The sequence below is a fragment of the Methanohalophilus sp. RSK genome, assembly GCF_003722075.1.
Classification (GTDB): domain Archaea; phylum Halobacteriota; class Methanosarcinia; order Methanosarcinales; family Methanosarcinaceae; genus Methanohalophilus.
Genome location: NZ_RDSK01000015.1, coordinates 58,290 through 80,139, shown reverse-complemented (window position 1 = coordinate 80,139; position 21,850 = coordinate 58,290). Strand labels below are relative to the sequence as shown.

Annotated in this window: 30 protein-coding genes and 1 pseudogene; 20 read left to right on the top strand and 11 right to left on the bottom strand. The window is 38.6% G+C overall.

From position 1 onward, the window contains the following. Window positions 1-129: 129 nt before the first annotated feature. Window positions 130-1,272 carry a GAF domain-containing protein gene (locus EFE42_RS08455; RefSeq protein ID WP_123136824.1) on the top strand — a complete coding sequence of 381 codons (1,143 nt, stop codon included), beginning with the start codon at window positions 130-132 and terminating at the stop codon, window positions 1,270-1,272. Continuing rightward, window positions 1,235-3,115 (top strand): PAS domain S-box protein, encoded by a 1,881-nt coding sequence (locus tag EFE42_RS08450; protein WP_158599215.1) that lies wholly within the window; start codon window positions 1,235-1,237, stop codon window positions 3,113-3,115. The genes EFE42_RS08455 and EFE42_RS08450 overlap by 38 nt, the downstream gene beginning before the upstream one ends. 199 nt (window positions 3,116-3,314) lie before the next feature. Here EFE42_RS08450 and EFE42_RS08445 read toward each other — a convergent pair whose 3' ends face one another. Further along, on the bottom strand, window positions 3,315-3,731 hold the full coding sequence (locus tag EFE42_RS08445) for a hypothetical protein (protein ID WP_148039269.1): 417 nt from the start codon (window positions 3,729-3,731) through the stop codon (window positions 3,315-3,317). A 430-nt stretch (window positions 3,732-4,161) separates the two neighbouring features. Between EFE42_RS08445 and EFE42_RS08440 the strand changes: the two genes are divergently transcribed. Both EFE42_RS08440 and EFE42_RS08435 read left to right on the top strand, forming a co-directional pair. Next, window positions 4,162-4,824, top strand: a complete 663-nt coding sequence (locus EFE42_RS08440; protein ID WP_199724117.1) for a phosphoribosyltransferase — start codon at window positions 4,162-4,164, stop codon at window positions 4,822-4,824. Between the two features lie 2 nt (window positions 4,825-4,826). Continuing rightward, complete coding sequence (locus EFE42_RS08435) at window positions 4,827-5,489, top strand: dienelactone hydrolase family protein (protein ID WP_123136820.1); 663 nt, start codon at window positions 4,827-4,829, stop codon at window positions 5,487-5,489. A 484-nt stretch (window positions 5,490-5,973) separates the two neighbouring features. Here the strand turns inward: EFE42_RS08435 and EFE42_RS08430 are convergent, their stop codons facing one another. Continuing rightward, window positions 5,974-6,318, bottom strand: a complete 345-nt coding sequence (locus EFE42_RS08430; protein ID WP_123136819.1) for a PRC-barrel domain-containing protein — start codon at window positions 6,316-6,318, stop codon at window positions 5,974-5,976. A 231-nt stretch (window positions 6,319-6,549) separates the two neighbouring features. Between EFE42_RS08430 and EFE42_RS08425 the strand changes: the two genes are divergently transcribed. The 4 genes from EFE42_RS08425 (at window position 6,550) to EFE42_RS08415 (ending at window position 9,173) form a co-directional block, all read left to right on the top strand. After that, complete coding sequence (locus tag EFE42_RS08425) at window positions 6,550-7,908, top strand: ATP-dependent DNA ligase (RefSeq protein WP_233564793.1); 1,359 nt, start codon at window positions 6,550-6,552, stop codon at window positions 7,906-7,908. Between the two features lie 32 nt (window positions 7,909-7,940). Continuing rightward, window positions 7,941-8,168, top strand: coding sequence for a hypothetical protein (locus tag EFE42_RS10655; RefSeq protein WP_199724116.1), 228 nt, complete (start codon window positions 7,941-7,943; stop codon window positions 8,166-8,168). Between the two features lie 163 nt (window positions 8,169-8,331). Beyond that, window positions 8,332-8,490 (top strand): hypothetical protein, encoded by a 159-nt coding sequence (locus tag EFE42_RS10650; protein WP_199724115.1) that lies wholly within the window; start codon window positions 8,332-8,334, stop codon window positions 8,488-8,490. 50 nt (window positions 8,491-8,540) lie between these two features. Next, window positions 8,541-9,173, top strand: coding sequence for a DUF5655 domain-containing protein (locus EFE42_RS08415; protein WP_199724114.1), 633 nt, complete (start codon window positions 8,541-8,543; stop codon window positions 9,171-9,173). A 64-nt stretch (window positions 9,174-9,237) separates the two neighbouring features. Here the strand turns inward: EFE42_RS08415 and EFE42_RS08410 are convergent, their stop codons facing one another. From EFE42_RS08410 to EFE42_RS11030, 3 genes and pseudogenes are all read right to left on the bottom strand, one after another. Beyond that, window positions 9,238-9,744 carry a gamma carbonic anhydrase family protein gene (locus tag EFE42_RS08410; protein WP_123136818.1) on the bottom strand — a complete coding sequence of 169 codons (507 nt, stop codon included), beginning with the start codon at window positions 9,742-9,744 and terminating at the stop codon, window positions 9,238-9,240. Beyond that, window positions 9,744-10,244 carry a sensor histidine kinase gene (locus tag EFE42_RS10910; protein ID WP_370448685.1) on the bottom strand — a complete coding sequence of 167 codons (501 nt, stop codon included), beginning with the start codon at window positions 10,242-10,244 and terminating at the stop codon, window positions 9,744-9,746. The genes EFE42_RS08410 and EFE42_RS10910 overlap by 1 nt, the downstream gene beginning before the upstream one ends. A gap of 3 nt (window positions 10,245-10,247) precedes the next feature. Further along, a pseudogene (locus EFE42_RS11030) lies at window positions 10,248-11,324 on the bottom strand (histidine kinase dimerization/phospho-acceptor domain-containing protein); the annotation flags it as partial. Window positions 11,325-11,579: 255 nt separating this feature from the next. On the opposite strand from EFE42_RS11030, the gene EFE42_RS08395 reads away from it, so the two are divergent. Further along, a complete protein-coding gene (locus EFE42_RS08395) occupies window positions 11,580-11,822 on the top strand; it encodes a hypothetical protein (RefSeq protein ID WP_233564792.1) in 243 nt (80 codons plus the stop codon). A gap of 28 nt (window positions 11,823-11,850) precedes the next feature. Continuing rightward, the gene (locus EFE42_RS08390) at window positions 11,851-12,414 is read left to right on the top strand and encodes a cytochrome c (RefSeq protein WP_370448682.1); all 564 of its coding nucleotides are present in this window, start codon (window positions 11,851-11,853) and stop codon (window positions 12,412-12,414) included. 39 nt (window positions 12,415-12,453) lie between these two features. Here the strand turns inward: EFE42_RS08390 and EFE42_RS08385 are convergent, their stop codons facing one another. Together EFE42_RS08385 and EFE42_RS08380 are read right to left on the bottom strand one after the other, a co-directional pair. Then, on the bottom strand, window positions 12,454-12,753 hold the full coding sequence (locus EFE42_RS08385) for a carboxymuconolactone decarboxylase family protein (RefSeq protein ID WP_123136815.1): 300 nt from the start codon (window positions 12,751-12,753) through the stop codon (window positions 12,454-12,456). A gap of 68 nt (window positions 12,754-12,821) precedes the next feature. Next, window positions 12,822-13,031, bottom strand: a complete 210-nt coding sequence (locus tag EFE42_RS08380; RefSeq protein WP_123136814.1) for a DUF1059 domain-containing protein — start codon at window positions 13,029-13,031, stop codon at window positions 12,822-12,824. 170 nt (window positions 13,032-13,201) lie between these two features. On the opposite strand from EFE42_RS08380, the gene EFE42_RS10810 reads away from it, so the two are divergent. The 7 genes from EFE42_RS10810 (at window position 13,202) to cysS (ending at window position 17,553) form a co-directional block, all read left to right on the top strand. Next, entirely contained in the window at window positions 13,202-13,381 is a 180-nt protein-coding gene (locus EFE42_RS10810; protein ID WP_233564791.1) for a hypothetical protein, read from the top strand. After that, window positions 13,378-13,641 carry a CREG family protein gene (locus tag EFE42_RS10805; RefSeq protein WP_233564790.1) on the top strand — a complete coding sequence of 88 codons (264 nt, stop codon included), beginning with the start codon at window positions 13,378-13,380 and terminating at the stop codon, window positions 13,639-13,641. The genes EFE42_RS10810 and EFE42_RS10805 overlap by 4 nt, the downstream gene beginning before the upstream one ends. Next, window positions 13,638-13,829 carry a PEP/pyruvate-binding domain-containing protein gene (locus EFE42_RS08370; RefSeq protein WP_123136813.1) on the top strand — a complete coding sequence of 64 codons (192 nt, stop codon included), beginning with the start codon at window positions 13,638-13,640 and terminating at the stop codon, window positions 13,827-13,829. The genes EFE42_RS10805 and EFE42_RS08370 overlap by 4 nt, the downstream gene beginning before the upstream one ends. A 263-nt stretch (window positions 13,830-14,092) precedes the next feature. Further along, a complete protein-coding gene (locus EFE42_RS08365; protein ID WP_233564789.1) occupies window positions 14,093-14,545 on the top strand; it encodes a VTT domain-containing protein in 453 nt (150 codons plus the stop codon). A gap of 163 nt (window positions 14,546-14,708) precedes the next feature. Continuing rightward, on the top strand, window positions 14,709-14,927 hold the full coding sequence (locus EFE42_RS08360) for a hypothetical protein (protein ID WP_148039268.1): 219 nt from the start codon (window positions 14,709-14,711) through the stop codon (window positions 14,925-14,927). Between the two features lie 91 nt (window positions 14,928-15,018). Continuing rightward, complete coding sequence (rtcA, locus tag EFE42_RS08355; protein WP_123136810.1) at window positions 15,019-16,074, top strand: RNA 3'-terminal phosphate cyclase; 1,056 nt, start codon at window positions 15,019-15,021, stop codon at window positions 16,072-16,074. Window positions 16,075-16,134: 60 nt separating this feature from the next. After that, window positions 16,135-17,553: a cysteine--tRNA ligase gene (gene cysS, locus EFE42_RS08350; protein WP_123136809.1), complete on the top strand. Its 1,419-nt coding sequence runs from the start codon at window positions 16,135-16,137 to the stop codon at window positions 17,551-17,553. Window positions 17,554-17,593: 40 nt separating this feature from the next. On the opposite strand, the gene EFE42_RS08345 is transcribed toward cysS, so the two are convergent. The 3 genes from EFE42_RS08345 to EFE42_RS08335 all read right to left on the bottom strand — a co-directional run bounded on the left by EFE42_RS08345 (window position 17,594) and on the right by EFE42_RS08335 (window position 19,062). Then, the gene (locus EFE42_RS08345) at window positions 17,594-17,977 is read right to left on the bottom strand and encodes a hypothetical protein (protein ID WP_123136808.1); all 384 of its coding nucleotides are present in this window, start codon (window positions 17,975-17,977) and stop codon (window positions 17,594-17,596) included. Window positions 17,978-18,061: 84 nt separating this feature from the next. Continuing rightward, window positions 18,062-18,682, bottom strand: coding sequence for a GTP-binding protein (locus tag EFE42_RS08340; protein ID WP_123136807.1), 621 nt, complete (start codon window positions 18,680-18,682; stop codon window positions 18,062-18,064). Between the two features lie 68 nt (window positions 18,683-18,750). After that, complete coding sequence (locus EFE42_RS08335; RefSeq protein WP_123136806.1) at window positions 18,751-19,062, bottom strand: cupin domain-containing protein; 312 nt, start codon at window positions 19,060-19,062, stop codon at window positions 18,751-18,753. A gap of 304 nt (window positions 19,063-19,366) precedes the next feature. Between EFE42_RS08335 and EFE42_RS10540 the strand changes: the two genes are divergently transcribed. Then, window positions 19,367-19,507: a hypothetical protein gene (locus tag EFE42_RS10540; RefSeq protein WP_013037521.1), complete on the top strand. Its 141-nt coding sequence runs from the start codon at window positions 19,367-19,369 to the stop codon at window positions 19,505-19,507. A gap of 267 nt (window positions 19,508-19,774) precedes the next feature. Beyond that, window positions 19,775-20,116 (top strand): hypothetical protein, encoded by a 342-nt coding sequence (locus EFE42_RS08330; protein WP_123136805.1) that lies wholly within the window; start codon window positions 19,775-19,777, stop codon window positions 20,114-20,116. Between the two features lie 556 nt (window positions 20,117-20,672). Here EFE42_RS08330 and EFE42_RS10535 read toward each other — a convergent pair. Then, window positions 20,673-20,864 (bottom strand): hypothetical protein, encoded by a 192-nt coding sequence (locus tag EFE42_RS10535; protein ID WP_158599214.1) that lies wholly within the window; start codon window positions 20,862-20,864, stop codon window positions 20,673-20,675. 515 nt (window positions 20,865-21,379) lie between these two features. Between EFE42_RS10535 and EFE42_RS08320 the strand changes: the two genes are divergently transcribed. Further along, window positions 21,380-21,778: a hypothetical protein gene (locus EFE42_RS08320; RefSeq protein ID WP_233564788.1), complete on the top strand. Its 399-nt coding sequence runs from the start codon at window positions 21,380-21,382 to the stop codon at window positions 21,776-21,778. Window positions 21,779-21,850: the final 72 nt, after the last annotated feature.

Sequence of the window (21,850 nt, the reverse complement as noted above, 5' to 3'; positions counted from 1 at the left end):
TGAGCAGATTTCATTCTTGTAATTTATTATACAACCTGAACAGATTAAAGGTCAATTAAATTATTATAAGAGTCATTGTATATACTTATTAAAAAGTATCCACTCAATTTCTTAACAGAGGATTTCTGTATGTCTTTCCAGAAAAATTATAGTGAAAAAAGATTCACAACTGATGTTTTTGATTTATGGGAAGACAATGTCGCAATCCTATCTGCGAATGGAATTATTTCTTACGCAAATAAAAGCTGGAAACAGTTCTCTGCGAATAATTATCCGAATCCTGAAGAATACAATGAAGGTACAAATTACCTGAAGGTATGCGATGAAGCAAAAGGTGAGGATTCAAACGGGGTTTCTGTTGCAGCAGAAGGAATAAGGGATGTAATAAGCGGGAAAATAGATGCATTTAAAGTTGAATATCCATGCCACAGTCCCGATGAAAAACGCTGGTTTTTATTGAAAGCCACGCCGCTTTCAAAGACCTATCCGATAAGTGTTCTTCTGCAGCATATAGATATAACGGGAATAAAAGAATCTGAAATTGTATCTCAAAGAAAGTTTGCTATCGAAGATACAATTTCGTCAGTATCATCTTTATTCATAGCACCGGATAATATTGATAGTGCAATCGTGAAGTCCCTTGGAAAAATTGGAAATTTGTGTGGTGCCAGCAGAGCGTACCTGTTTTTGTTCCATGATCATGGAAAGGTGATGGACAATACACACGAATGGTGTATGGAAGGCGTAGATCCCCAGAAAGAGCACCTTCAGGAATTGCCTGTTGATATGTTTCCCTGGTGGATGCAGAGACTCAGGAAAGGTGAATACATCCATATCACCGATGTTTCTTCATTACCAATTGAAGCTTCTGCAGAACGTGAAATCCTTGAAATGCAGCACATCAAATCTCTCATAGTATTACCTGTATATGTTGATGGGAAAATATCGGGCTTTATCGGGATGGATAATGTAATAGGTACGGGAAAATGGAATGAAGAGGACGTCTCCATGCTTCAGGTGGTATCTACTGTAATCGGTCAGGGCCTGAAAAGTGAACGTGCTGAAAAAGAACTGCGCAAAAAGGCTGATTTTGAACACCTCATTAGTGAGATATCGTCGGATTTTGTGACATTGAGTGTGGATGAAGTTGATACGGGGATCGAGCGTGCTCTGGGTTCTATTGGGGCTTTCACCGGGGCTGACCGTGCTTATGTGTTCCTCTTCAGGGGAGGATATGAGCGTATGGCAAACACCCCACGAATGGTGCAATGAGGGTATTGAGCCACAGTTAGACAACCTTCAGGATATTCAGCTGAGTGAAGAATTGCCGTGGCTTGCTGAATATATACTCAACCGTGAGATATTTTACGTACATGATGTTGCATCCCTGCCCCAACAGGCACAACTAGAACGTGAACATTTTGAATCACAAAACATTCGATCCCTTATCACTGTACCTATGATTCAGGAAGGCCAGCTTATTGGTTTCCTGGGTTTTGATGCTGTGCATGAGTATCGAATATGGACCGATACTGACAGGGACCTGTTGAAGCTGGTTGGCCAAAACATTACCCATTTGCTTAAAAGCAAAAGTGACAAAGAAACGTTGATCAAATCAGAAAAGAAGCTTCAGGAGAGGGAGGCTCTTTATCGGGCTGTAACTGAAAATAGTCACGATGCTATATTTATTCAAAAAGATAACAAGCTGCTTTTTGTGAATGATACTGTCTGTAAGCTCGTTGGATATACAAAAGATGAATTATACGAAATGAGTGACTGGGATCTCATTCACCCGGATGATAGGGAAAGATTGCAAAACTACGCACTAAGAAGAGCATCGGGTAAAGATGTCCCTTCTACATATGAGGTTAAAGTATTTACAAAAAGTGGGGATACTTTGTATGTAGAGTTCGCGATGACTTCTATTAATTACAAAGGGGAATATGCAGCTCTTTGCAGTGCAAGGGATGTCACAGAGCGCAAAAAAATGGAAGAGGAAATTAAAGACAAATTGAATCAGATTGAGTTGATCAATGCAAATGTCCCCAATGTTATCTGGAAATCTGACATCGATAAAAATGGTAACTTTATAAATACATATATTTCCGAAGCTGTAGATAAATTATTGGCTCTTCCTCCAAATACGATTAATAACCAGTGGGACAAATATTTCAGTTACATCAAACCCCAATATATGGATGGTGTAATGGATGCCTTCACACAGGCAATTGCCCGTCCCGGCGAAACGATATCTCGGGAATATGAAGTAAAAAAAGCAGACGGAACAGATGCATGGTTTTATTCCTCTGGAAAGGTATTCAATCATAATGGTAGGTTGCAGGTCTATGGCAATACCATCGATATAACCGAGAGAAAAAAAGTTGAAAAGGCTCTTATCCAATCGAAGGTCCTTGCTGAAGAAGCAAGCAAGACCAAATCAGAATTCCTCGCAAACATGAGCCACGAACTCCGCACCCCTCTTAATTCAATTATCGGTTTTTCACAGGTACTTTCAGATGAAAAATTTGGGGATCTTAATGAAAGGCAATCCAAATACATATTTAATGTTCTCAAAGGAGGAAACCATCTTCTGGAGCTGATCAATAATATCCTTGATATTTCAAAACTGGAATCTGGAAATATGGATTATATGCCTGAAGTCCTCAATGTTCCAGATACGATCGAGGATACTATTGTACTGGTGCAGCCGATGGCAGAAAAGAAATCTATTAACCTGGAACATACTCTTGAACCTGAAAATTTAGAAATAAACGCAGATAGGATGAAGTTCAAAGAGATCATGTATAATCTGCTGAGCAATGCAATAAAATTCACACCGCAAAAGGGTGAAGTCAAGGTCAACTTAAAAGTTATCGATGACCAAATCCATGTATCTGTTTCAGATAATGGTACTGGCATTCCAAAAGAAAAGCATGAAGAAATATTTGATCCATTCCGCCAGGCAGATTCATCAAGCACCAGAACCTATGGTGGAACCGGTCTGGGCCTTGCCCTTGTTAAAAAATACGTAGAAATGCATGGTGGGGATATCTGGCTGGACAGTGAAGTTGGTAAGGGTAGTACTTTTACTTTCACAATTCCGATTGGTGAATAATTTTTAGAAAATTAATTTCGATTTCTATTATTGCTTTAAGATTATAAAATTGAATGGATTCTTATGCCCGCAGTTTGCACGGCATAAATCTAGGGTAGGTTTACTGAAAAATCAGGGCGAATAAGTGTTTTCCTGAATGGATAAATCAGTACAACTAATACTGAAATTAAATAGAGAAATATTTATTGCCGGGATTGGTTTAATTCCCGGGATGAATGGCAGGAATATTTTTCCTGTATGAGAAAAACCGACTATTGAATATTATTGGGGTGGATGCCAGTGCAATTATTATCATTGCCCATGCACAGAGTCCTATTGCTGCGTATATCGGATACTGGAACATTTCACCGAACATGGCCGGCTCAATTATGATACCAGCAGATCCCAGGGTCTGAACCATTTTTGCACCTGTATTTGTAAATATGTGCCAGAAGAATATGGATGCTACTGACAATATTCCTGCATTTGCTGTAAGATAACATGCTGGGTGGCTTTTAAATGTGCCCTTTCCGGAGATTTTGCTTTTTTGGCTCATGATTTTCCACAGATACTTCCTATATGATACACTAGGATTCGCATCTATATAAAAAAATCCGGATTTATTAATTATGAACAATATTATTCATGAACAATTTAGTAAAATAACAATATATCTCTTGTTATTGTTGTTCTTTATCAGTTCAAGTTGGATTAATATTAAACTTTAAGTTAATTGCTATTATATGTTAATAATGGATATTTGTTCTACTGTTATCTGAAGTGTGCAGTTTAGATATAAATAAAAATGCTAGTTGCTTGAATTGATTGTATTGCTCCCTTATTTTATCATAAACTACATTGCAAACATAAGGCCAAAAAATTATTATTTTCCATTCCATAAATATGGAGTGTGTCAATGAGAATCATTAATAATAATTTCGGCTAATCATATGTTCCGATTCTAATTTCAACACGTTTGCAGTTGTAATTATTGCAGGTTCTCTATATGACGGAAAATTCCTAAATAGATGCTAAACCCACCCATATATGGGAGTTGAGGGTAGATTATGCAGATATACAAAAATAGGGTGGATGCCGGGCTCAAACTGGCTGGCGAATTAAGTGAGTATGCAAACAGGAAGGACGTTATTTTGCTTGCTCTTCCCAGGGGTGGAGTGCCGGTTGCATATGAAATTTCAAAACAACTGAAAATACCTATGGACATTTTTCTGATTCGGAAACTGGGTGTTCCCGGGAATGAAGAACTGGCAATGGGAGCTATCGATTCCGAGGATGTCCGTGTACTGAATCAAGATATAATCAGGTATTTTGGTATCTCAGACAGAATGATTGCCAAAGTTGCGGCTGATGAACGTAGAGAGCTACATAGAAGAGAACGGCTATACCGGGGAGATCGCAAACGTCCGGAAATAAAGGATCGTACTGTGATTCTGATAGATGATGGTTTGGCTACGGGTGCCACTATGCTAGCTGCAATTAAAGCATTGCGTTCCAAAAACCCATCAAATATAGTAATTGCTGTCCCGGTTGCCTCCTTAGATACATGCAGGGTTTTTGAAAAGGAAGTTGACAATATAATCTGTGGTGCCACTCCGGAACCTTTCTATGGTGTAGGTGCCTGGTATGAGGACTTCAGGCAGGTAAGCGATGAGGAAGTCTGTGACATGCTGGAAAAAAGTATGTCATTACAAAAGCAAGGGGAGGACTAAATATGGTTGTTACTGAAATTCAGGAAACTGTACGTATCCAGATGGATTCTATTATCCTTGAGGGTGATTTGGAAGTCCCTGAAGGTGCTGAGGGATTAGTTATATTTGCTCATGGCAGTGGAAGTAGTCGACATAGTATACGTAACAAAACCGTTGCAAAAACGCTGCGGCAGAATAAAATGGGTACTCTTCTCTTTGATCTATTAACTCCAAAGGAAGAAGAAATCGACAATGTCACCGCACACTTGAGATTTGATATAGATCTTCTTTCTGAACGTCTTATAGGAACCACTGATTGGGTCCTCCAAAACCCGGCTACCAAAAATTTGAATATCGGTTATTTTGGAGCCAGTACAGGTGCTGCAGCTGCCCTTAGTGCAGCCAGTAAACGTTCAGATAAAATTGGTGCTGTGGTTTCCAGGGGAGGCAGACCTGATCTGGCAGAACAGGCCCTTCCGGGTGTAAAAGCGCCTACCCTTCTGATAGTTGGAGGGAAAGATTATCAGGTTATAGACATGAATCGTGAGGCATTAAAAATGTTAAACTGCAAGAAAGAACTCCAGATCATCCCAGGTGCCACCCATCTTTTTGAAGAACAAGGAGCACTGGAAGAGGTAGCAAAGATCGCAGGAAATTGGTTTCTTGAATATTTAATCACAGACTAATTGAATTTCCTTCGGTTGCAGGTCATAAGAGTACTTTTTGCTTGACCTGCAACTTTCCTTTACATGTTTTGATATTAGAAAATTGTAGATATGGAATAATTATCAACTGTCCAATAACATACTGATAAAAGTTACCCGTAATTTATTTAATTTAGGGACAACATCCTATAATTAAGAGAGTGGATGGGGGGTTACGAAAAAAACTCTCCTATAAGTCAAGCCAACCGTTGATAAGGAACGGTTGAAAGGAGTGGTGGTACAAAAGTGGGAACATTATAGCAGCGATGTTCCCACTACTTCATATTTTACTCTAAATATCTACTAATCATTCAGTTAATATTCTTCTAAAAGTCAGGGCCTAAGCTGTTTTTGTGTTTTGTGTGTAAGAAAATTACAGTATTGCACTTATTATGGTACATTGATGTCTGGTAGGAAAAAAGTGTAGTATGAAAAACACGATCCAATATAAAACTTAACTGGGAGATTATTTCTCCCAGTAAGGAGTAAATCCATATTTTGCATAGACATCCGTCAGCCATTTGCGCTCATTGGACAAAGGCCAATTATCTTTATTGAATCCTTCTGACTCTTCAAGCAGAGATCTGTCGTGATGAAATACAAACCTGTGCTCGCCTTCTTTCAGAGACAACGCTTCCCAGGGAACTGCAAATAACTTGTCTTTGAAGGAAAGGGCTGCATAGGCAACCGTACCGAAGTCCAGGTCAATCATCAGTTCTTTTATATGGCCAATGTCTTCACCGTTTAAATCTTCTACTTTGTCTTTTTCGATTGTACTTGCTGACAAAAATTTAGGTGCACTTCCATTCATTTTACCCACTCCTATTAAATGAAGGCATGTTGACAGGATATTCTGATTTCTTATACCTGCGGTTAAACCAGAATGAAACAAATTCTTTCACCACAGCTACAAATCAGCCCCCATACCTTCCGTACATTCTTCTTTTTTGATGGTTGTTAAAAGTATCGCCTATATGGGCCATCTAAAGCTATTTCTGTTAGTAAACACAAATTTATACAGGATCTTTTAAGGTGGGGGGCCATGGAGTCATTTCGGAAACTGGTGGAACTTTATGAAAAATTAGATAATTCTACATCTCATAAGAAAATAATTGAACTGCTGGCAGAGCATTTTCAAAACATTGACCCTGCAGAGGTGAAAATAACTGCATATCTAGCACTGGGTACAATCGGTCCCCGTTTTGAAAAAATTGATTTGGGAATTGGAGATAAATATGGTATAAAGGCAATCTCCCAGGCCTATGATGTGGATAAGGAAAAAGTAGAGATAGCATTTGAGAATCAAGGAGATCTGGGGGATGTGGCTTCTGATCTTAATGATAGACAGCGAAGTTCACTTACACTCAAGTATGTCTTTCAGCATTTTGTGCAGATAAGGGACGTTTCGGGAAAGGGCAGTCAAAAAAGAAAGATAAATCTACTCGCAGAAGTCCTGTCACAGGCCAGGCCTTTGGAATCCAGATATATTATGCGTATTGCACAGGGAAATCTGAGGCTGGGTTTTGGTGAGAAATTTCTTCTGGAATCTCTGGCTCTGGCCTTTACAGGTAGCCGGAATAATACAGTCAAAGTGGAAGATACATACAATATATGTACTGATATCGGTCAGCTTGGCGAGTCTCTGGCAAAGCACGGGATGAGTTCGTTGGGAAAGTTTTCCATTAAAATTGGCAGGCCTGTCCAGATGATGCTAGCCAGCAGGGTAGATACTATGGAGGAGCTGAATGAGAAATTCTCCGCAACCATGGCAGCAGAGGAAAAATATGATGGAGAAAGGGTTCAGATACATGTGGACGGGAATAATATAAAGGCATTCTCAAGGCGGCTAACTGATATTTCTGCACAGTTTCCTGATGTCATCGAGGCTGTTCGTGAAAGTGTAAAAGCTGAAAAAATTGTCTTAGATGGAGAACTAGTTGCTTATAGGCAAGGGGAGTTCCTTCCTTTTCAGGAGCTTATGCAGCGCAGGCGAAAGTATCATGTCAAGGAATATGTGGAAAAAATACCTGTTACCGTTTTTTTCTTTGATGTTATATATCTCGATGGTAATTCCCTGATGAACAGGTCTTATCCTGAAAGAAGACAAGTTTTGGAAGAAAATCTCGTAGAAACAGAAAAAGTAAAACTTGCAGGTCGGGTTGTGAGTGCAGATTTCTCCCGGATACAGCGTTTTTTCGATTCTTGTGTAGAGAAGGGAATGGAAGGCATAATTATTAAGTCAGTAAAGGCTAAATCCACTTACAGGCCGGGAAAAAGACTGAAGAAAATCTGGATAAAGCAATTTCCCAATACGAAAAAAGCCATGAACGCATGCTTTTGCCAAAAGCAATGGATTTGGCTGAAGAAATTATATCCTATATGGAAGAAAACGCTACCCTAAAAAAAATAGATTACGCTGGATCTCTGCGGCGGATGAAGGAAACGATCGGGGATATTGATATACTGGTTGTTGCTTTGGATCCTGAAGAAGTCATGGATGCCTTTGTTAATTTTGAAGATATGGACGAGGTTGAATCCCGGGGTAAGACACGCAGTACAATAATACTGCAAAACGGCGGTCATGTAGATTTGAGAGTGGTTCCTGAAAGCAGTTATGGAGCAGCATTACAGTATTTTACCCAATGCTCTCAATATCTATAATATGTTTGTTAATTAAAAGTTTAATGATTTTATGCTGTTTTTGTTGGACATGTTCAGAATTTTGGTAAAAATAATTTTTATATCTTGACTTCCACATATCTATGCTATAGTAATGTATTGGGGTGTGGTCGGTGTGCGGTTAATAAACCTTAAAAAAGTATCATTGAAACGAATTCCTCGTATAAATGAAAAATGGATACAGGAGCAAATATCTTCCGATCCTTCAATGCTGGGCCTTGGAGATTTGATTCTAAAAGATATAGAACGCAATCATCGAGGTGCTGGCAGGCTTGATCTATTGCTTCAGGACCTGATTCTTTAAAAAGATATGAAGTTGAAATTCAATTAGGTAAAACAGATGAATCTCACATAATGAGGACTATCGAGTATTGGGACAATGAAAGAAAGAAATATCCACAATATGATCATTGTGCTGTGATTATAGCTGAAGATATTACAAGTCGCTTTTTTAATGTAATCCAGCTCTTTAACGGAAACATACCTATCATTGCCATCCAGATGAATGCTTATGAAGTGGAAAATACTGCCGGCCTTGCTCTGACTTTCACAAAGATACTGGATGAATTTGAGCTTGGCCTTATCGATGAAGATGAAGAAGTAACTGAAGTTGTAGATAGATATTATTGGGAAAATAAAGGATCTAAAGAAACAGTGGAACTGGCAGATAGTTTACTTCGCTTAATCAAAGAGATTGATCCAACCTTTGAACTCAAATACAACAAATACTATATTGGTTTGGCAAAAGATGGTTCGGCAGACAATTTTGTAAGTTTTAAAGCAAGGAAAAGTTACCTGGTTATGCGATTAAAACTTGAAGACTCAGAAGATATCCAAAACGAGCTTCTTGAATCAGGCTTAGACCTTATGGATTACAGCCGTAGGCGTGGGCTTCAGAGAATCCGGTTGGTAAAAAAGGATCTTGTAGATAATGAAGAAACAATCAGGAAATTAATGCAGATGTCCTACGACTATGTTCATTTATGATACAAAGTTACCCTTGCCTGGCAAAATTGCACTCCAAGGTGTTGATATCTCTTCTTTGGAGGTATCATTGTTCTTTGTATTCCTTCATAAGTTCGATATAAACTGCAGCATTTTCTTCAATCATCCTTATGTCTTTATCGTTTGCTTCCCTTCTAATCCTTCCCGGAATTCCTGTAATTACATTTGCAGGCCCGAACCTTTTTCCGGGTGCTACCAGTGCATTGGCACCAACAATTGAATTATCGCCTATTTCCGCACCTTCAAGTATAGTTGAATTCATACCTATCAGCACATTATTTCCGATTTTACAACTATGTAACACCGCTCCGTGCCCAATACTGACATAATCACCAATCTTGACCATTCGGGACGTGTCATTGTGGATCACCACATTATCCTGGATACTGGTCCCTTTTCCTATATTTATTTCATTCACATCCGCACGTATTGTGGCATTAAACCAGATACTTGAGTCCCTGTCAACCCTGACATTTCCTATAACTTCCGCAGAGTCTGCAACAAATACACTGTCATGCAGCGCAGGCTCCTTTCCCCTGAAATTCCGTATCATTATCTCACGCCATGATTTTTTACAGGTATAGCCAGATGGAAAGTACTCCCTTTTCCAACTTCACTTTCCACATCGATTTGTCCACCATGCATTTCTACATATTTTTTAACAAGGGCAAGTCCCAGACCGGTTCCGCCATAAGATCTGGTTTCATATTGATCTAACTGATGGAATGGCAGGAAAATTGCTTTAATTTTATCTTTAGGTATCCCCCTGCCATTGTCCTTTATGGATATGTGCAGCCAACCGCTGTTTTCATTGACAACAACTTCAACATATCCTCCCGGATTTGTGAACTTTATGCTATTGTTGAGTAAATTATATAGCATTTGCTTAAATTTTTGTTCATCCACTGTAAGAAGTTTCGTATCACTTTTATTTTCGATGTGTATTGCTATAGATTTTTCATCCGCAAATGGATACAGTATTTCAAGAAGTTCATCAAAAACTGCGTTGATATCTACATTTGTATATTTTAGTTCTACAAATTTGGATTCGATTCTTGAAAGGTCGAGTATCGAATTTATTATTTGGAGGAGATGTTTACTACTACGAAATATATTGTTAAGATAGTGATCCTGTTTATCATTAAGTCTTCCTGCTTTTTCAGTTTTCATGACCTGGGAAAAACCTATGATTGAATTCAGGGGAGTTCTCAGCTCATGGCTCATTGTTGCAAGAAATTCACTTTTAGCCCTGTTTGCCGATTCGGCTACAAATTTTGCTTCAATGAGTTCTTCTTCTATTTTCTTCTTTTCAGTTATGTCAATAAATGAACCCATATAAGAAACAGGCTTGCCTTTTTCATTACTGATTACCGTTCTGGATACCTGTACGGGGAATGTGGTACCGTCCTTTCTAATTGCGCTTTTTTCCTAAATAGAGCCCTTGTTTTCCGGTATGTTTTGCAGGCAGCTTAAAATGGTTTCTTCTGCCCAGAACTTTCCAACATGGTTGCCAATAATTTCTTGCTTATCGTTATATCCCCACATTTGCATGCATGCATTGTTAACATAGGTAATATTTCCATCCAGATCTGCTATGGCAATTCCATTTATGCTGGATTCGATTGCCTGGTTTTTCACCAGAAGGTCCTTTCTTGATTCTTCAAAACAGCAAGTCATTTTGTTAAGTTCTTCTTTTTGCCAATTTTCAGTAATCAGGTCTCCAATATGGGTGGCAATAAAATCCATGAATTCCCTGGTCTGTTCTGTTATATGAGGACACTTTTTTGAAACAACGATTAATGATGCGATTAGTTTATCGTCATTTAAAATTGGCAGGTTCCCAACAGCCTTCAATCCCTCGGATGTGAATTGCGGCTGCCATTTCGAATCCCTGTAGTTTAAATACGTATTCACTCCCCAATTCAATTTTTTCCGAAGAGGGAAGTCTTTTCCAATAGTCCTGACAAAGGAAACAAATTCACTTGAAACGCTTCCGGAATAAGTCACTAGTTCCAGGTTTTCGTTTTCATTATTTACAGTATATATTCCGGCTGCATCGATGTCATCAAAAATCAGAATATTTTCAAGAATGGATAATACTGCTTTTTCAAAATTATAATTGTATTTCCCCATATCATATACAATCTTTTTTAGCAACAACAAGTTGTTGATATTTCCCGCATCTGTCATTGTCCCCCTTCCCTGAAAATAAGTATGTTCACTATCTTCATTCTTATTTCTACTAATATATATTTTTCTACAAAGTATAAGTATTTACTGCTTGTAGGTTTTATATTTCGTTTGCTTTTTTAGATCACACGCTCCTTGTCCGTTTAATATTTAACGTCCAACGAAGTAATTATGATGGGAATTAGACGGGAAATAATTATGCAGGAAATAAAACCACTTGTTTTTGGGCTTGCGCTTGCAGCCCTTGCTGCACTGTTAATGCTTTTACTTGGTATATCGGGAAATTTAGGTATATACACCGGAGCTGTTGAGATGATGTCCCGGTGGCACATGTTTTTTTCACTTAATGTCACGGGTATCATTGCAGGCATGCTGGAAGCTGCGACCATCTCTTTCATTTTCGGTTATTTATTTGCAACAATATACAACAGGTTAATTTAAGGAATAATAGACAGAAGGAGGACTAAATTTGTCAAGGAATATGTTGATATTACTATTGTTTGTTGGAGTTGTATTAATTTTTGTTGGAATGATGAATCTCCTTTATACTCCACCCTCCTACCAGCAATACGGAGGGCAACAATCGGGAAATATGTATCCGGGTGATTTGGAAACGTCTCCGTCATCGCCATCGAATTCTGACATTATCAACGAATTTGATAGTAACGGTGAAATGATATATTATACGGGTTTTAATGAAAACGGGCAAAGAATACCATTTCAGGGTGGTCCTCACTGGTTAAGCGTACATGGTGGTAGCTGTGTAAGTTGCCACGGTGTTGACGGAAAAGGTGGTGTGCCGATAATGATGGGTACTGCAGTGCCTCCTGATATTACCTATGAAGCCTTGACTGCTGAGGCACATCATGAAGATGAACATGAAGTTCATCCCATTTATACTGATGAAACCATCAAGACGGCTATTAAACAAGGAATTGAGCCTTCAGGAGAGAGGCTGGATTATACGATGCCGCGATGGGACATGTCAGAAAAGGATCTCAATGACCTGATTGAATATTTGAAAACCCTGTAATTGACCAAAAGGTATACTGAAGGATGTTGCCTGCGGGTTTCAGACAATATCCTTCAATGCATTTGCAGCAGTATATACGCTTCCTATTCCTGAAATATAGTTGGCTATTCTTACTGCCTGCATCACTTCCTCTTTTGTCGCTCCGGCATTGATTGCCTGTGTTGCAAGGTTTCTGACTCCGTTCTCAGCTCCTTTTGATGCATCAAGTGCCATTGCAATCAGGAATTTGTACTGTAGGGGTATGCCTTCTTCGGAAAATGTCAATTCACCGCTTTGCACGATTAAACCAAACAGGTCTGGATCTGCTTTTTTTATAGTATTGAGGGGATCATCTGTCATTTTGATTGCTCCTGCTAGTTTTGAATGTAAATACTGTAATACGGATTGATTAATTCAAAGAATACACTTTATAGTGCACCACATCCACACCCTCGTCCGGTGAGGGTTGATATCCGGTACTTTATCTCCTTCATCTCGTCTTCAGACATCTTTTCCAGTTCTTCTCCATGGACTTGCTTGATGTGGTCAAGCATCTTTTTTTCCACTTCTTCTTGTTTGGTGCCTGTGGCCATGAAATTACATTTGAAACCCAGGTCCCTGCATTTGACTATTTTCATTCCTGTACTCTCCTCTATTTTTTAAAAGCACCAATTACCCTATAAATCATTTTCAATACATTAGACTAAAAACCTTCCCCCTATGATTGTAATTGGCAACACATTTCTTACCGATAATGCATAAATACTCACAGATTAATCTTATTTTAGGGTTTAATGAGGAGTTTCTAATGGAAGTATCTGATCCTGAAAAAACAATGTCTCACCTGCTTACAGGCCAATTACTTGGAGTGTTGGCTACACAGAATGATGGCCAGCCCTATACCAATCTTGTGGCATTTGCTGCAGTGAAAATTTCAAGTATCTTCTTTTTGTTACACCGAAATTTACGAGGAAATATTCAAATTTGAGTTCTTCCCGGGAAGCGTCCTTACTGATCGATAATCGATCCAATACGGTATCTGACTTTAAGGAAGCCACTGTTGTGAATGCAATGGGAAAGGTGGAAGAAATAGAAAAAGACCCTGAAATGGTCAATCTTTATCTGACCAAACATCCCTATCTTATCAGTTTCCTTAAGAACCCTTCATCTGCACTGATGAAATTCCAAGGCGAAAAATATATTGTGGCTACAAGTGTCCAGAATGTTGTGGAGATCGATATGCTATGACAAATCTTGTAATTCCTATGAAAGGAATCCGGCAAGAGCATATGGCTATTATCGGAGGCAAAGCTTATTCTTTGCACATGCTTCTTGAAAATGGCTTTCGTGTTCCTGCCTACTTTTGTGTCACAACAGAAGCATATAACAAATTTTTGGATTGCAGTGGCCTGAAGGGTAAGCTACACAGGCATTAAATAATTGTATATTCTATATTGTATTTTTAATTTCTGAAATCAAATTTTAATTGTTACCTAATATTTCGCAGGGACCAATGTCGACAAAAAAGACAGGAAAAAGAGCAGATTATTCAGCTTATCTGATAGGGTTATGCAAAAAGCGGATGAATAACACATCCAGTCGACATAATAATATTATTATTTTTGTTTTAATAGCTCTTTTTATTATTACGTGGTCAATTTTTCTTCATTACTATCCTCCAAAATTGATAGTATCAACTTTGGGTATTAGCAATACGTATCTGGCTATTTTCCTGTTGTCTTTAATTGGCGGAGTTTCCACATTTACTTCCACTACATTTTATACTGTTCTTATAACAATAGCTTTGTCTGAAGTAAATCCAGTCTGGTTGGGGCTGATTGCAAGTCTGGGTCTCACTCTGGGTGACTTGCTATTCTATTACATGGGCAGGAAAGGGAAACAATGTGTACCGGGAAAATATGAAACAAAAGTAATCAATCTGGCTGTAAAAATGGAACAAATCAATGATAAACTGATTATTCTTCTTATATTTTTATATTCTTTGACTCCTCTGCCCAGCGACATTTTAGCGATAGGCCTTGCATTTGGTGGATTCCCGGTGAAAAAATTGATTCCACCTCTTTTTGTGGGTAATTTCGTACTTATAGTGCTACTTGTAGAATTTTCCAGATTGGGTTATGGTATACTGTAATTTCTCTGGATTATATTGGTTTAAAAATTTTAATAGCACATGTTTTTTAAGGCACTCCATCTATTTCTATCCATTTATTATATATAGAAATCTATCAACCAATTTTGGTAAGGGGGAGTTTAGCAGCATGACTCTCACCTTGTATTCAGCCTGAAACGGGGGTTTGGCTGATATGGAGTGGTGGTACGATGAGAGTAATGGATTGAAATCCTTGCTCTCATTTCTCCTGTGTTTTTCTGTATATTTTGTATTATTATCCTGCAAAGTCCTGGAAGAAGAAAGCCCCTTAGTTCCTGCCGTCACCACCAGATACTATGAAAATATAAGGGGAGAGTTGAGGACAAAGCAGGCAAAGGGAATAGAAGGAGTAGGTTGTTTCTAACAGCCTGTAGTGGATATTTATAGGAAAATCCTGAAGATAATTATAGGAGCGTTCAGGTAAAATATTAAGTAAAGAAGTATGATTAATTTCTATGTCTGATCGTATTTTAGTAGATGGTTCCACTGGAGAAGGGGGTGGACAGATAATAAGAACATCTGTGGCTCTTTCTGCAGTCACCGGGATACCTGTGAAAATAATCAATATTCGTGCACAAAGAAAAGTTCCGGGTCTGCGAGCCCAGCATGTGGCCGCAATTATGGCGGTTGCACAGTTGTGTAATGCAGAAGTGAGGGGAGTTTCGGTAAACTCAACGGAAATTGAGTTCATGCCGGGTCCAATAATATCCGATCACATAAAAATAGAAATTCCTACAGCAGGTTCAATCGGCCTTGTCCTGCAGGCCCTTCTGATTCCGATGACCCTGGCAGACCAAGCAATGCAGGTCTCTATTCATGGAGGTGCCACCTCTGGGAAATGGAGTCCCCCTCTTGCTTATATACAGCATGTGCTCTGTCCATTTCTTTCAAGGATGGGTTTTAATGTGACTATCCGGATTCTCAGGGAGGGTTACTATCCTCGTGGAGGAGCTCAGGTCTTGGTCAAGGTAGCACCACCGAAATATGGCATTAAAGCTATTGATCTTTATGAAAGAGGAAAACTGCTGGAGATAAAAGGAATTGCCCATTCATCATCGGACCTCGAAAGGGCAGATGTATCTGTAAGGGAAGTTGATTCTATACAGGATTATCTTGTGCAGAGATATGATGTACCAATAAATATTGATGCCCAATATTCGCCCTCTTATTCCACCGGGTCAGGAGTAATCCTCTGGGCTGTTTTTGAAAATTCCGTTGTCGGGATGGATAGTCTCGGGAAGCGTGGTGTCAGGGCTGAGGACGTAGGAATTGATGCTGCAGAAAATCTTTCACGGTGCATTGATACAGGTGCAACAGTTGATGAATTTATGTGTGATCAAGTGATCCCCTATATGGCACTGGCCAATGGTCAATCGCGCTTTAAAACAACATCTGTAACCAGTCATGCCAGAACAAATATGGATATTGTGAACAGATTCCTGAAGGTCAAATTTTCTGTATTGAAAGAGCAAGATTTATGGGTAGTGCTGGTGCAGCCATTAACTAGTTGAAAGTAAAATGTATTGATTAAAATAGAAAGGCGTAAATTAGTGTAACAGGTGGTTGTTTGAATGTTACGATTGTATAATACTTTAACAAGGAAAAAGGAAGTTTTCAAGCCTTTAAAAGAGGATGAAGTTACAATATATGCCTGTGGTCCGACGGTGTACAATATTCCGCATATAGGCAATTATCGAACCTTTTTGATGACCGATAATCTGGTACGTATCCTGGAGTATTTGGGCTATTCTGTGAATCTTGTAATGAACATAACGGATATCGACGATAAGACGATCCGGGATTCAAAGAAAGCGGGCATATCCCTGAAAGAATTTACAGAAAAATATACGGAAGAATTTTTCTGCGGACTTGATATGCTAAACATAAAAATAGCCTCTGCTTATCCCCGGGCCACTGAAAATGTGGATGGAATGATAGAGCTGGCACAAATGCTGATGGAAAAAGGGCTTGCCTATGAAAAAGAGGGCTCGGTGTATTACAGGATTTCGGCTTTCCCGGAGTATGGTAAGCTTTCAAAACTGGATTTCAATTCAATTAAGATGGGAGCATCGGTTGATGTCGATGAATACGACAAGGATAATCCCCGTGATTTTGTTTTGCTGAAAGCATCCACACAGGAAGAGATTGAAAGGGGTATTTACTATGAAAGTCCCTGGGGTAAGATCAGGCCCGGATGGCATACGGAATGCTCGGTAATGTCAATGAATCATTTTGGACCTTCCCTTGATATTCATACAGGTGGAGTGGACCTGATATTTCCCCATCATGAAAATGAAATTGCCCAGTCCGAAGGGGCTACAGGAAAACCCTTTGTGAGGTACTGGATACACGGGGAACACCTGATAGTTGACGGCGAGAAAATGAGTAAGTCAAAGGGCAATGTTTTCACTCTCCCCGAACTGGTTGACAAATATGGTGGGGAAGTTGTGCGCTTTATGTTTATGTCCGTGCATTACAGGAAGAAACTGGATTTTTCCGACTCCTTTGCCCGGAATGCACAAAATAGCTATTTCAAGCTCAGGGAAACACTGGAAAATCTGGAGTTCGCTATAAAGAGTGCAGATGATAATGAATATCCTACTGATCAGGAAATGATAGGTCTGCCTGGCAATCTTGAAGATGACTTCAGGAATGCTCTGGAAGATGATATGAACATCCCGAAAGCAATTGCAGTTTATCATGAACTATCCCGTATTTCCAACCAGTACCTTGAAGCCGGCAGAAATAAGGATGTACTTGAAAACCTTCTTTCCCTCTACAGGAAGTTTGCAGATACCTTTGGCCTTTTTGCACAAGAAGGAGAGGAAGTGCCAGAAGAGATCATGGAGCTTGTAAAGATCCGTGAGCAGGCCCGAAATGACAGGGATTGGGAAACAGCAGATGCTTTAAGGGATAAAATTGTGCAAAAGGGATTTGTTGTGCAGGATACCTGTGAGGGGCCTAATGTAAAGAGACAAAAGTGCTTATAAAAAGATTATTTGCACTTCTGTCTTGAATTGGGAAATTGAATCAATAATATATCACTCCCACATCATTTCCCTCCTTGTGTACAACCGGATACTGGGCTTTTGGAACCATAACGGTTATACCTGACCCACTCAGGTAAATTTCCTCAATACTCGATCCATCTTTGAATAGAACTTCTATATTGTTGCCGGTAATAGTGACATTATCAACCCGGGTACCCCATTCCACCACAACGTTGATGGAGTCACCATTTATGTACAGATCGATGTTTTCCTCGTCATACTGGACGGTTTCCTTGATATTTTCCCCTTCTATTTCTACAACACCTGATTGGACTATTGAACGATTTGTGTCATCTGCACATCCACTGGTAAGTAGTATTGCAGAAAGGAAGAAAGTAGCAACAATTGATTTTGTGAACTTCATTGTTACCTGTTAACCAATTCAATTATTTAACCGTTTTCAGATACCGGTGCTATCCCCCTTCCCTGTAATCATAATAAATTCATTTCACGATTTCATATCCCGCATTCTTCCATCGTTATTTAGTAATTGATCCAGTAACGATTTAAATTTTTCATTCGGCTTATGTGCAGAAATTCCCAGTATGGTTGAATCAGGATTGGCATTATGGAGAAACTCTTTTACATCTCTGATTTTTTCATCTTTTGCAGATTCTGTTTTGTTCAAACAGATAATATTGGCCTCTTTAATCCTGTCGATAACAAATTTGGGCAATTTACCAATATCAGTGATGAAAGTTTTAGGATCTACAATGTTTACAACAGGAGCAAAAGACATATCCGGAATATTCATCGGTTCAAGGCTTGCCTTTATCTGGGAGGAGGATGCACTTGATAGAAGTTCGATAATCACAAAATCAGGATTTGATCCACTGGTTGCAGTTTTCAAGGTACTTTCCAGATTGAACCTGAGGCTGCAGGGAACGCAGGCATTTATCACTTCTTTTGTGATTATATTTGTGTTTTTGATATCACTATAACTGACTTCTCCTTCCTCGGTAAATATTATAACAACTTTTTTACCCTCCTCTGCAAGACTTTTTGCAATTTCCTTTATTGTGGTAGTTTTCCCGCTTCCCGGAAAACCATTTATGATTATTATCTTCATACATCCCCGACTCCCTTTTATTCTTATGAATGGCAGGTCAAATCATAATTTTTTATCATGTAATTGGTTTACTTGGTCAGACACAGAAGTACTGCGAGATCTTCCCGGGCTTGAAGGGAATGAGGCGCGTTTGCAGGCATGAAAATGAATGTACCCTCTTTCATTTCGATTTCATTTCCAAATAAACGGAAGACACCCTTTCCTTTCAGGACCTGAACCACACCTGTTTTTGTAGATGTATGTTCATCAATATCCGTCCCACCTGCAAGACACATCAGTGTGTAATTGTAGTTGTCTGATTTTGCCAGTACTGTACTGAAGATTCCCTCTGTGGGAAATTGCATCAATTCGTTCAAATCTTTTGAAAAACCTTTGTCCATTGTTTCACCACTTATTATCACAATTTATATTTTAGGCAATTACAAACTTATTTCTGTATTTTTATTATTTTTCCCGAGGTACCATTTAATCAATAAACCGATACTTATTATAATCAGGACAAATACAAAGAAACCTACTACATAATGGTATCCATAACCATAGTACCCTATTCCGTTCATTTAGCCACCCCTGAGATACTATATTAAATATACTCTGACAACATGTATTAATTTTGCCTTAATGTCTATGGTCCCTAGGCGGGGTTTATGAATATTATTTAGAAATGAGTAAAAGGTCAAAATAATGACAGACGATATAATGAAATCTATGTTAGATAAAATGGCAAAGGATGGTTTGTTAAAATACAATCCTGAAACGGATACCTACGATGTAACTGAACTGGGTAATCAGGTATTCAATAATCAGGAAGAATCTTCTTCCTGAGACAAACATAATAAATACTTATAAAATTAATCTGTAGCCTCTTCTTTGAGGCCCAACAAATATATGTTTAGTTGTACCTATTATTATCTGGATGGGAAACACAAATCGGGGAGTTGTGAATTTCTGAATCGGCATTCGGTCACCCATTGTTATTATAAAAACAGATGGAAGGTTTTCCCTGGCTTCAAATATAGTTGATTGACTTACTGGTTGACTTTAATTCATGCCGATTGTGAATCCTATCTGATCAGTAGTGGGGTATTATACATGGAAAAGATAAAGAAGATGGGTCTTTTAGGCGCAACTGCATTGATTGGTGCAGGATTGGCAGCTATGTCCGAAGAGCGAATAAGGGAATTTGTAAATACAAGGGTTAAGGAAGGTGCCATCAGCAAGGAAGAAGGGAAGGTACTTGTCGAGGACCTTGTTAGCGAGACCAGGAAACAGAGGTTGAATCTGGAGAAGAATGTAGTGGAAAGGCTGCACAACACGCTTCAGACAGCCGATAAGGAACTGGCGGATTATGCGGATTCCATCGATGAAATGAAAATTCGGGAACTTGAGGGAGAACTTGAAAAAATGAAAAGCCTTAGAAAAGGCGATAAATAATTGCTGTATTGAATGATTTGATTATTCACCATTTTACTGGTGAATAAATCATTTCTTTCTCTTTTAATGTGACTGTTTTTCTTGCGTTATATATTTTAAATATTTCATTCTGCAATCATTTTTACTTACAACCTAGCATTTGAATCAGGGATTGAAATTTTGTTATGAACTAAGGCTAAATCAATATATTTTTGCCATGTATTAGTACATGCGGAAATAAATAGTAGCGGTTTCATGAAATCATTGCATTCAGAAAACAACCACAATATTTCTCGTGACATTTAGATGGTTGGTTTATACAAAGATACTACAGGTTACTGTTAGATAAAAATAATAAATAAGGTTCATTCAAACAAAAAAGGAGAGTGCTGGAATTGGTTTCATCTACTATTATCCTTTTTTTGTCTTGTGGCATTTGCAGCCATTCACAGTTTTTTGGCCAGCCTGCCATTCAAACGCCGACTAGTGAGAGTTCTGGGTTCCCGGCAGAAATGCTGTATATGCCGGCATATAGCCTCATTGCAGTTATTACGATTTTGCCACTTGTCTATCTGCTTTACAAAAACCCGGGCCCTTTTTTACACATAGTACCTTCTCCCTGAAGGTGGCTGATGGTAGGTGTACAACTGGCTACCGCCCAGCCGATATGGGCCGGCCTGATTGTCCCGAGATAAAGTACAAAGATATCAAGTATCCCTACTATTATAGCTATTATGAATGCTGTCCTGCGTTTATTTTCTTCAGACATTTCGATGTTCCTTTTAAGAATTTATAGGTGCAGTCATTAATAACAATATTACATTTGTCTAAAATAATAGTTTAATGCCATTTAATTATAAATTCGTTCTGATTTGTATGCGATATTATTACTGTTTTTATGATATTTTTGTATGTATTTATGTACAATGCTTTAGCTAGATGCTTTTAATCATCATTAAGGTTAGAAATCTGAGCAAAACATGTATATACAGCAAAAAACCATTCTTAATAGATGAGCGGGTAATTACCTTTTTTAGTACCCCCACTCCCCAGCCCGCTCATACCACCCCATTATTAAGCAGGCTTGATTAATACGAATGTAGTTGCGTATTACATATATACTCTTTGTTTTGAAATGTTAAACCAGCTTTAAAATTTCATGCTTTGGGTTAAGGTAATATCTGGATAATATACGTTGATTTGTTATTGTGGAACAAAATGAATGTATGACTACCAGGCATCTCGGGCATAGATGTAGAATTTCCCATAATAGAAGATCTGGGGTTGACAATAGTAAAAAAATATGGGATGCTCCAGCCTTCTGAGAACAAAAGATATATGCGCTATATCCAGGACATTCAGCCAAATAAGGCAACTGCTGATAATGAAATCATGAACTCCCAACCGGTGAGGGAAATATTCATAATAGACCCCGAGTCACGCATCCGTTATATGGCCTTTTATCCACTTTCCAATGGCAGAAACCTTGATGAAATAAAACGTATCCTGCAGGCAATCCAGAAAACAGATTCGGAAAAAGTAGATACTCCTGTTAACTGGAATCCCGGTGATGACGTCATAATACCGACTCCTCTTTCCTATGACGATGCAAAAAAGCGCATGGAAGATAAGGAATTGAAATGTTCTGACTGGTACATTTGTCTTAAGGAAGATAAAAGCTGAATTTTGAGAAGTATGATCCTGAAGTTCAGTGTGGAAGTTATAGGTAGATTGTAAAAACGCACCTTTAATTAT

Bases quoted from the DNA above. Each gene is read 5' to 3' on its own strand.
- EFE42_RS08455 (WP_123136824.1), top strand. From the start codon at position 130: ATGTCTTTCCAGAAAAATTATAGTGAAAAAAGATTCACAACTGATGTT.
- EFE42_RS08450 (WP_158599215.1), top strand. From the start codon at position 1,235: ATGAGCGTATGGCAAACACCCCACGAATGGTGCAATGAGGGTATTGAG.
- EFE42_RS08440 (WP_199724117.1), top strand. From the start codon at position 4,162: ATGCAGATATACAAAAATAGGGTGGATGCCGGGCTCAAACTGGCTGGC.
- EFE42_RS08435 (WP_123136820.1), top strand. From the start codon at position 4,827: ATGGTTGTTACTGAAATTCAGGAAACTGTACGTATCCAGATGGATTCT.
- EFE42_RS08430 (WP_123136819.1), bottom strand. From the start codon at position 6,318: ATGAATGGAAGTGCACCTAAATTTTTGTCAGCAAGTACAATCGAAAAA.
- EFE42_RS08425 (WP_233564793.1), top strand. From the start codon at position 6,550: ATGGAGTCATTTCGGAAACTGGTGGAACTTTATGAAAAATTAGATAAT.
- EFE42_RS10655 (WP_199724116.1), top strand. From the start codon at position 7,941: ATGAAGGAAACGATCGGGGATATTGATATACTGGTTGTTGCTTTGGAT.
- EFE42_RS08415 (WP_199724114.1), top strand. From the start codon at position 8,541: ATGAGGACTATCGAGTATTGGGACAATGAAAGAAAGAAATATCCACAA.
- EFE42_RS08410 (WP_123136818.1), bottom strand. From the start codon at position 9,744: ATGATACGGAATTTCAGGGGAAAGGAGCCTGCGCTGCATGACAGTGTA.
- EFE42_RS08395 (WP_233564792.1), top strand. From the start codon at position 11,580: ATGCAGGAAATAAAACCACTTGTTTTTGGGCTTGCGCTTGCAGCCCTT.
- EFE42_RS08385 (WP_123136815.1), bottom strand. From the start codon at position 12,753: ATGACAGATGATCCCCTCAATACTATAAAAAAAGCAGATCCAGACCTG.
- EFE42_RS08380 (WP_123136814.1), bottom strand. From the start codon at position 13,031: ATGAAAATAGTCAAATGCAGGGACCTGGGTTTCAAATGTAATTTCATG.
- EFE42_RS10810 (WP_233564791.1), top strand. From the start codon at position 13,202: ATGGAAGTATCTGATCCTGAAAAAACAATGTCTCACCTGCTTACAGGC.
- EFE42_RS08370 (WP_123136813.1), top strand. From the start codon at position 13,638: ATGACAAATCTTGTAATTCCTATGAAAGGAATCCGGCAAGAGCATATG.
- rtcA (WP_123136810.1), top strand. From the start codon at position 15,019: ATGTCTGATCGTATTTTAGTAGATGGTTCCACTGGAGAAGGGGGTGGA.
- cysS (WP_123136809.1), top strand. From the start codon at position 16,135: ATGTTACGATTGTATAATACTTTAACAAGGAAAAAGGAAGTTTTCAAG.
- EFE42_RS08345 (WP_123136808.1), bottom strand. From the start codon at position 17,977: ATGAAGTTCACAAAATCAATTGTTGCTACTTTCTTCCTTTCTGCAATA.
- EFE42_RS08340 (WP_123136807.1), bottom strand. From the start codon at position 18,682: ATGAAGATAATAATCATAAATGGTTTTCCGGGAAGCGGGAAAACTACC.
- EFE42_RS08335 (WP_123136806.1), bottom strand. From the start codon at position 19,062: ATGGACAAAGGTTTTTCAAAAGATTTGAACGAATTGATGCAATTTCCC.
- EFE42_RS10540 (WP_013037521.1), top strand. From the start codon at position 19,367: ATGACAGACGATATAATGAAATCTATGTTAGATAAAATGGCAAAGGAT.
- EFE42_RS08330 (WP_123136805.1), top strand. From the start codon at position 19,775: ATGGAAAAGATAAAGAAGATGGGTCTTTTAGGCGCAACTGCATTGATT.
- EFE42_RS10535 (WP_158599214.1), bottom strand. From the start codon at position 20,864: ATGTCTGAAGAAAATAAACGCAGGACAGCATTCATAATAGCTATAATA.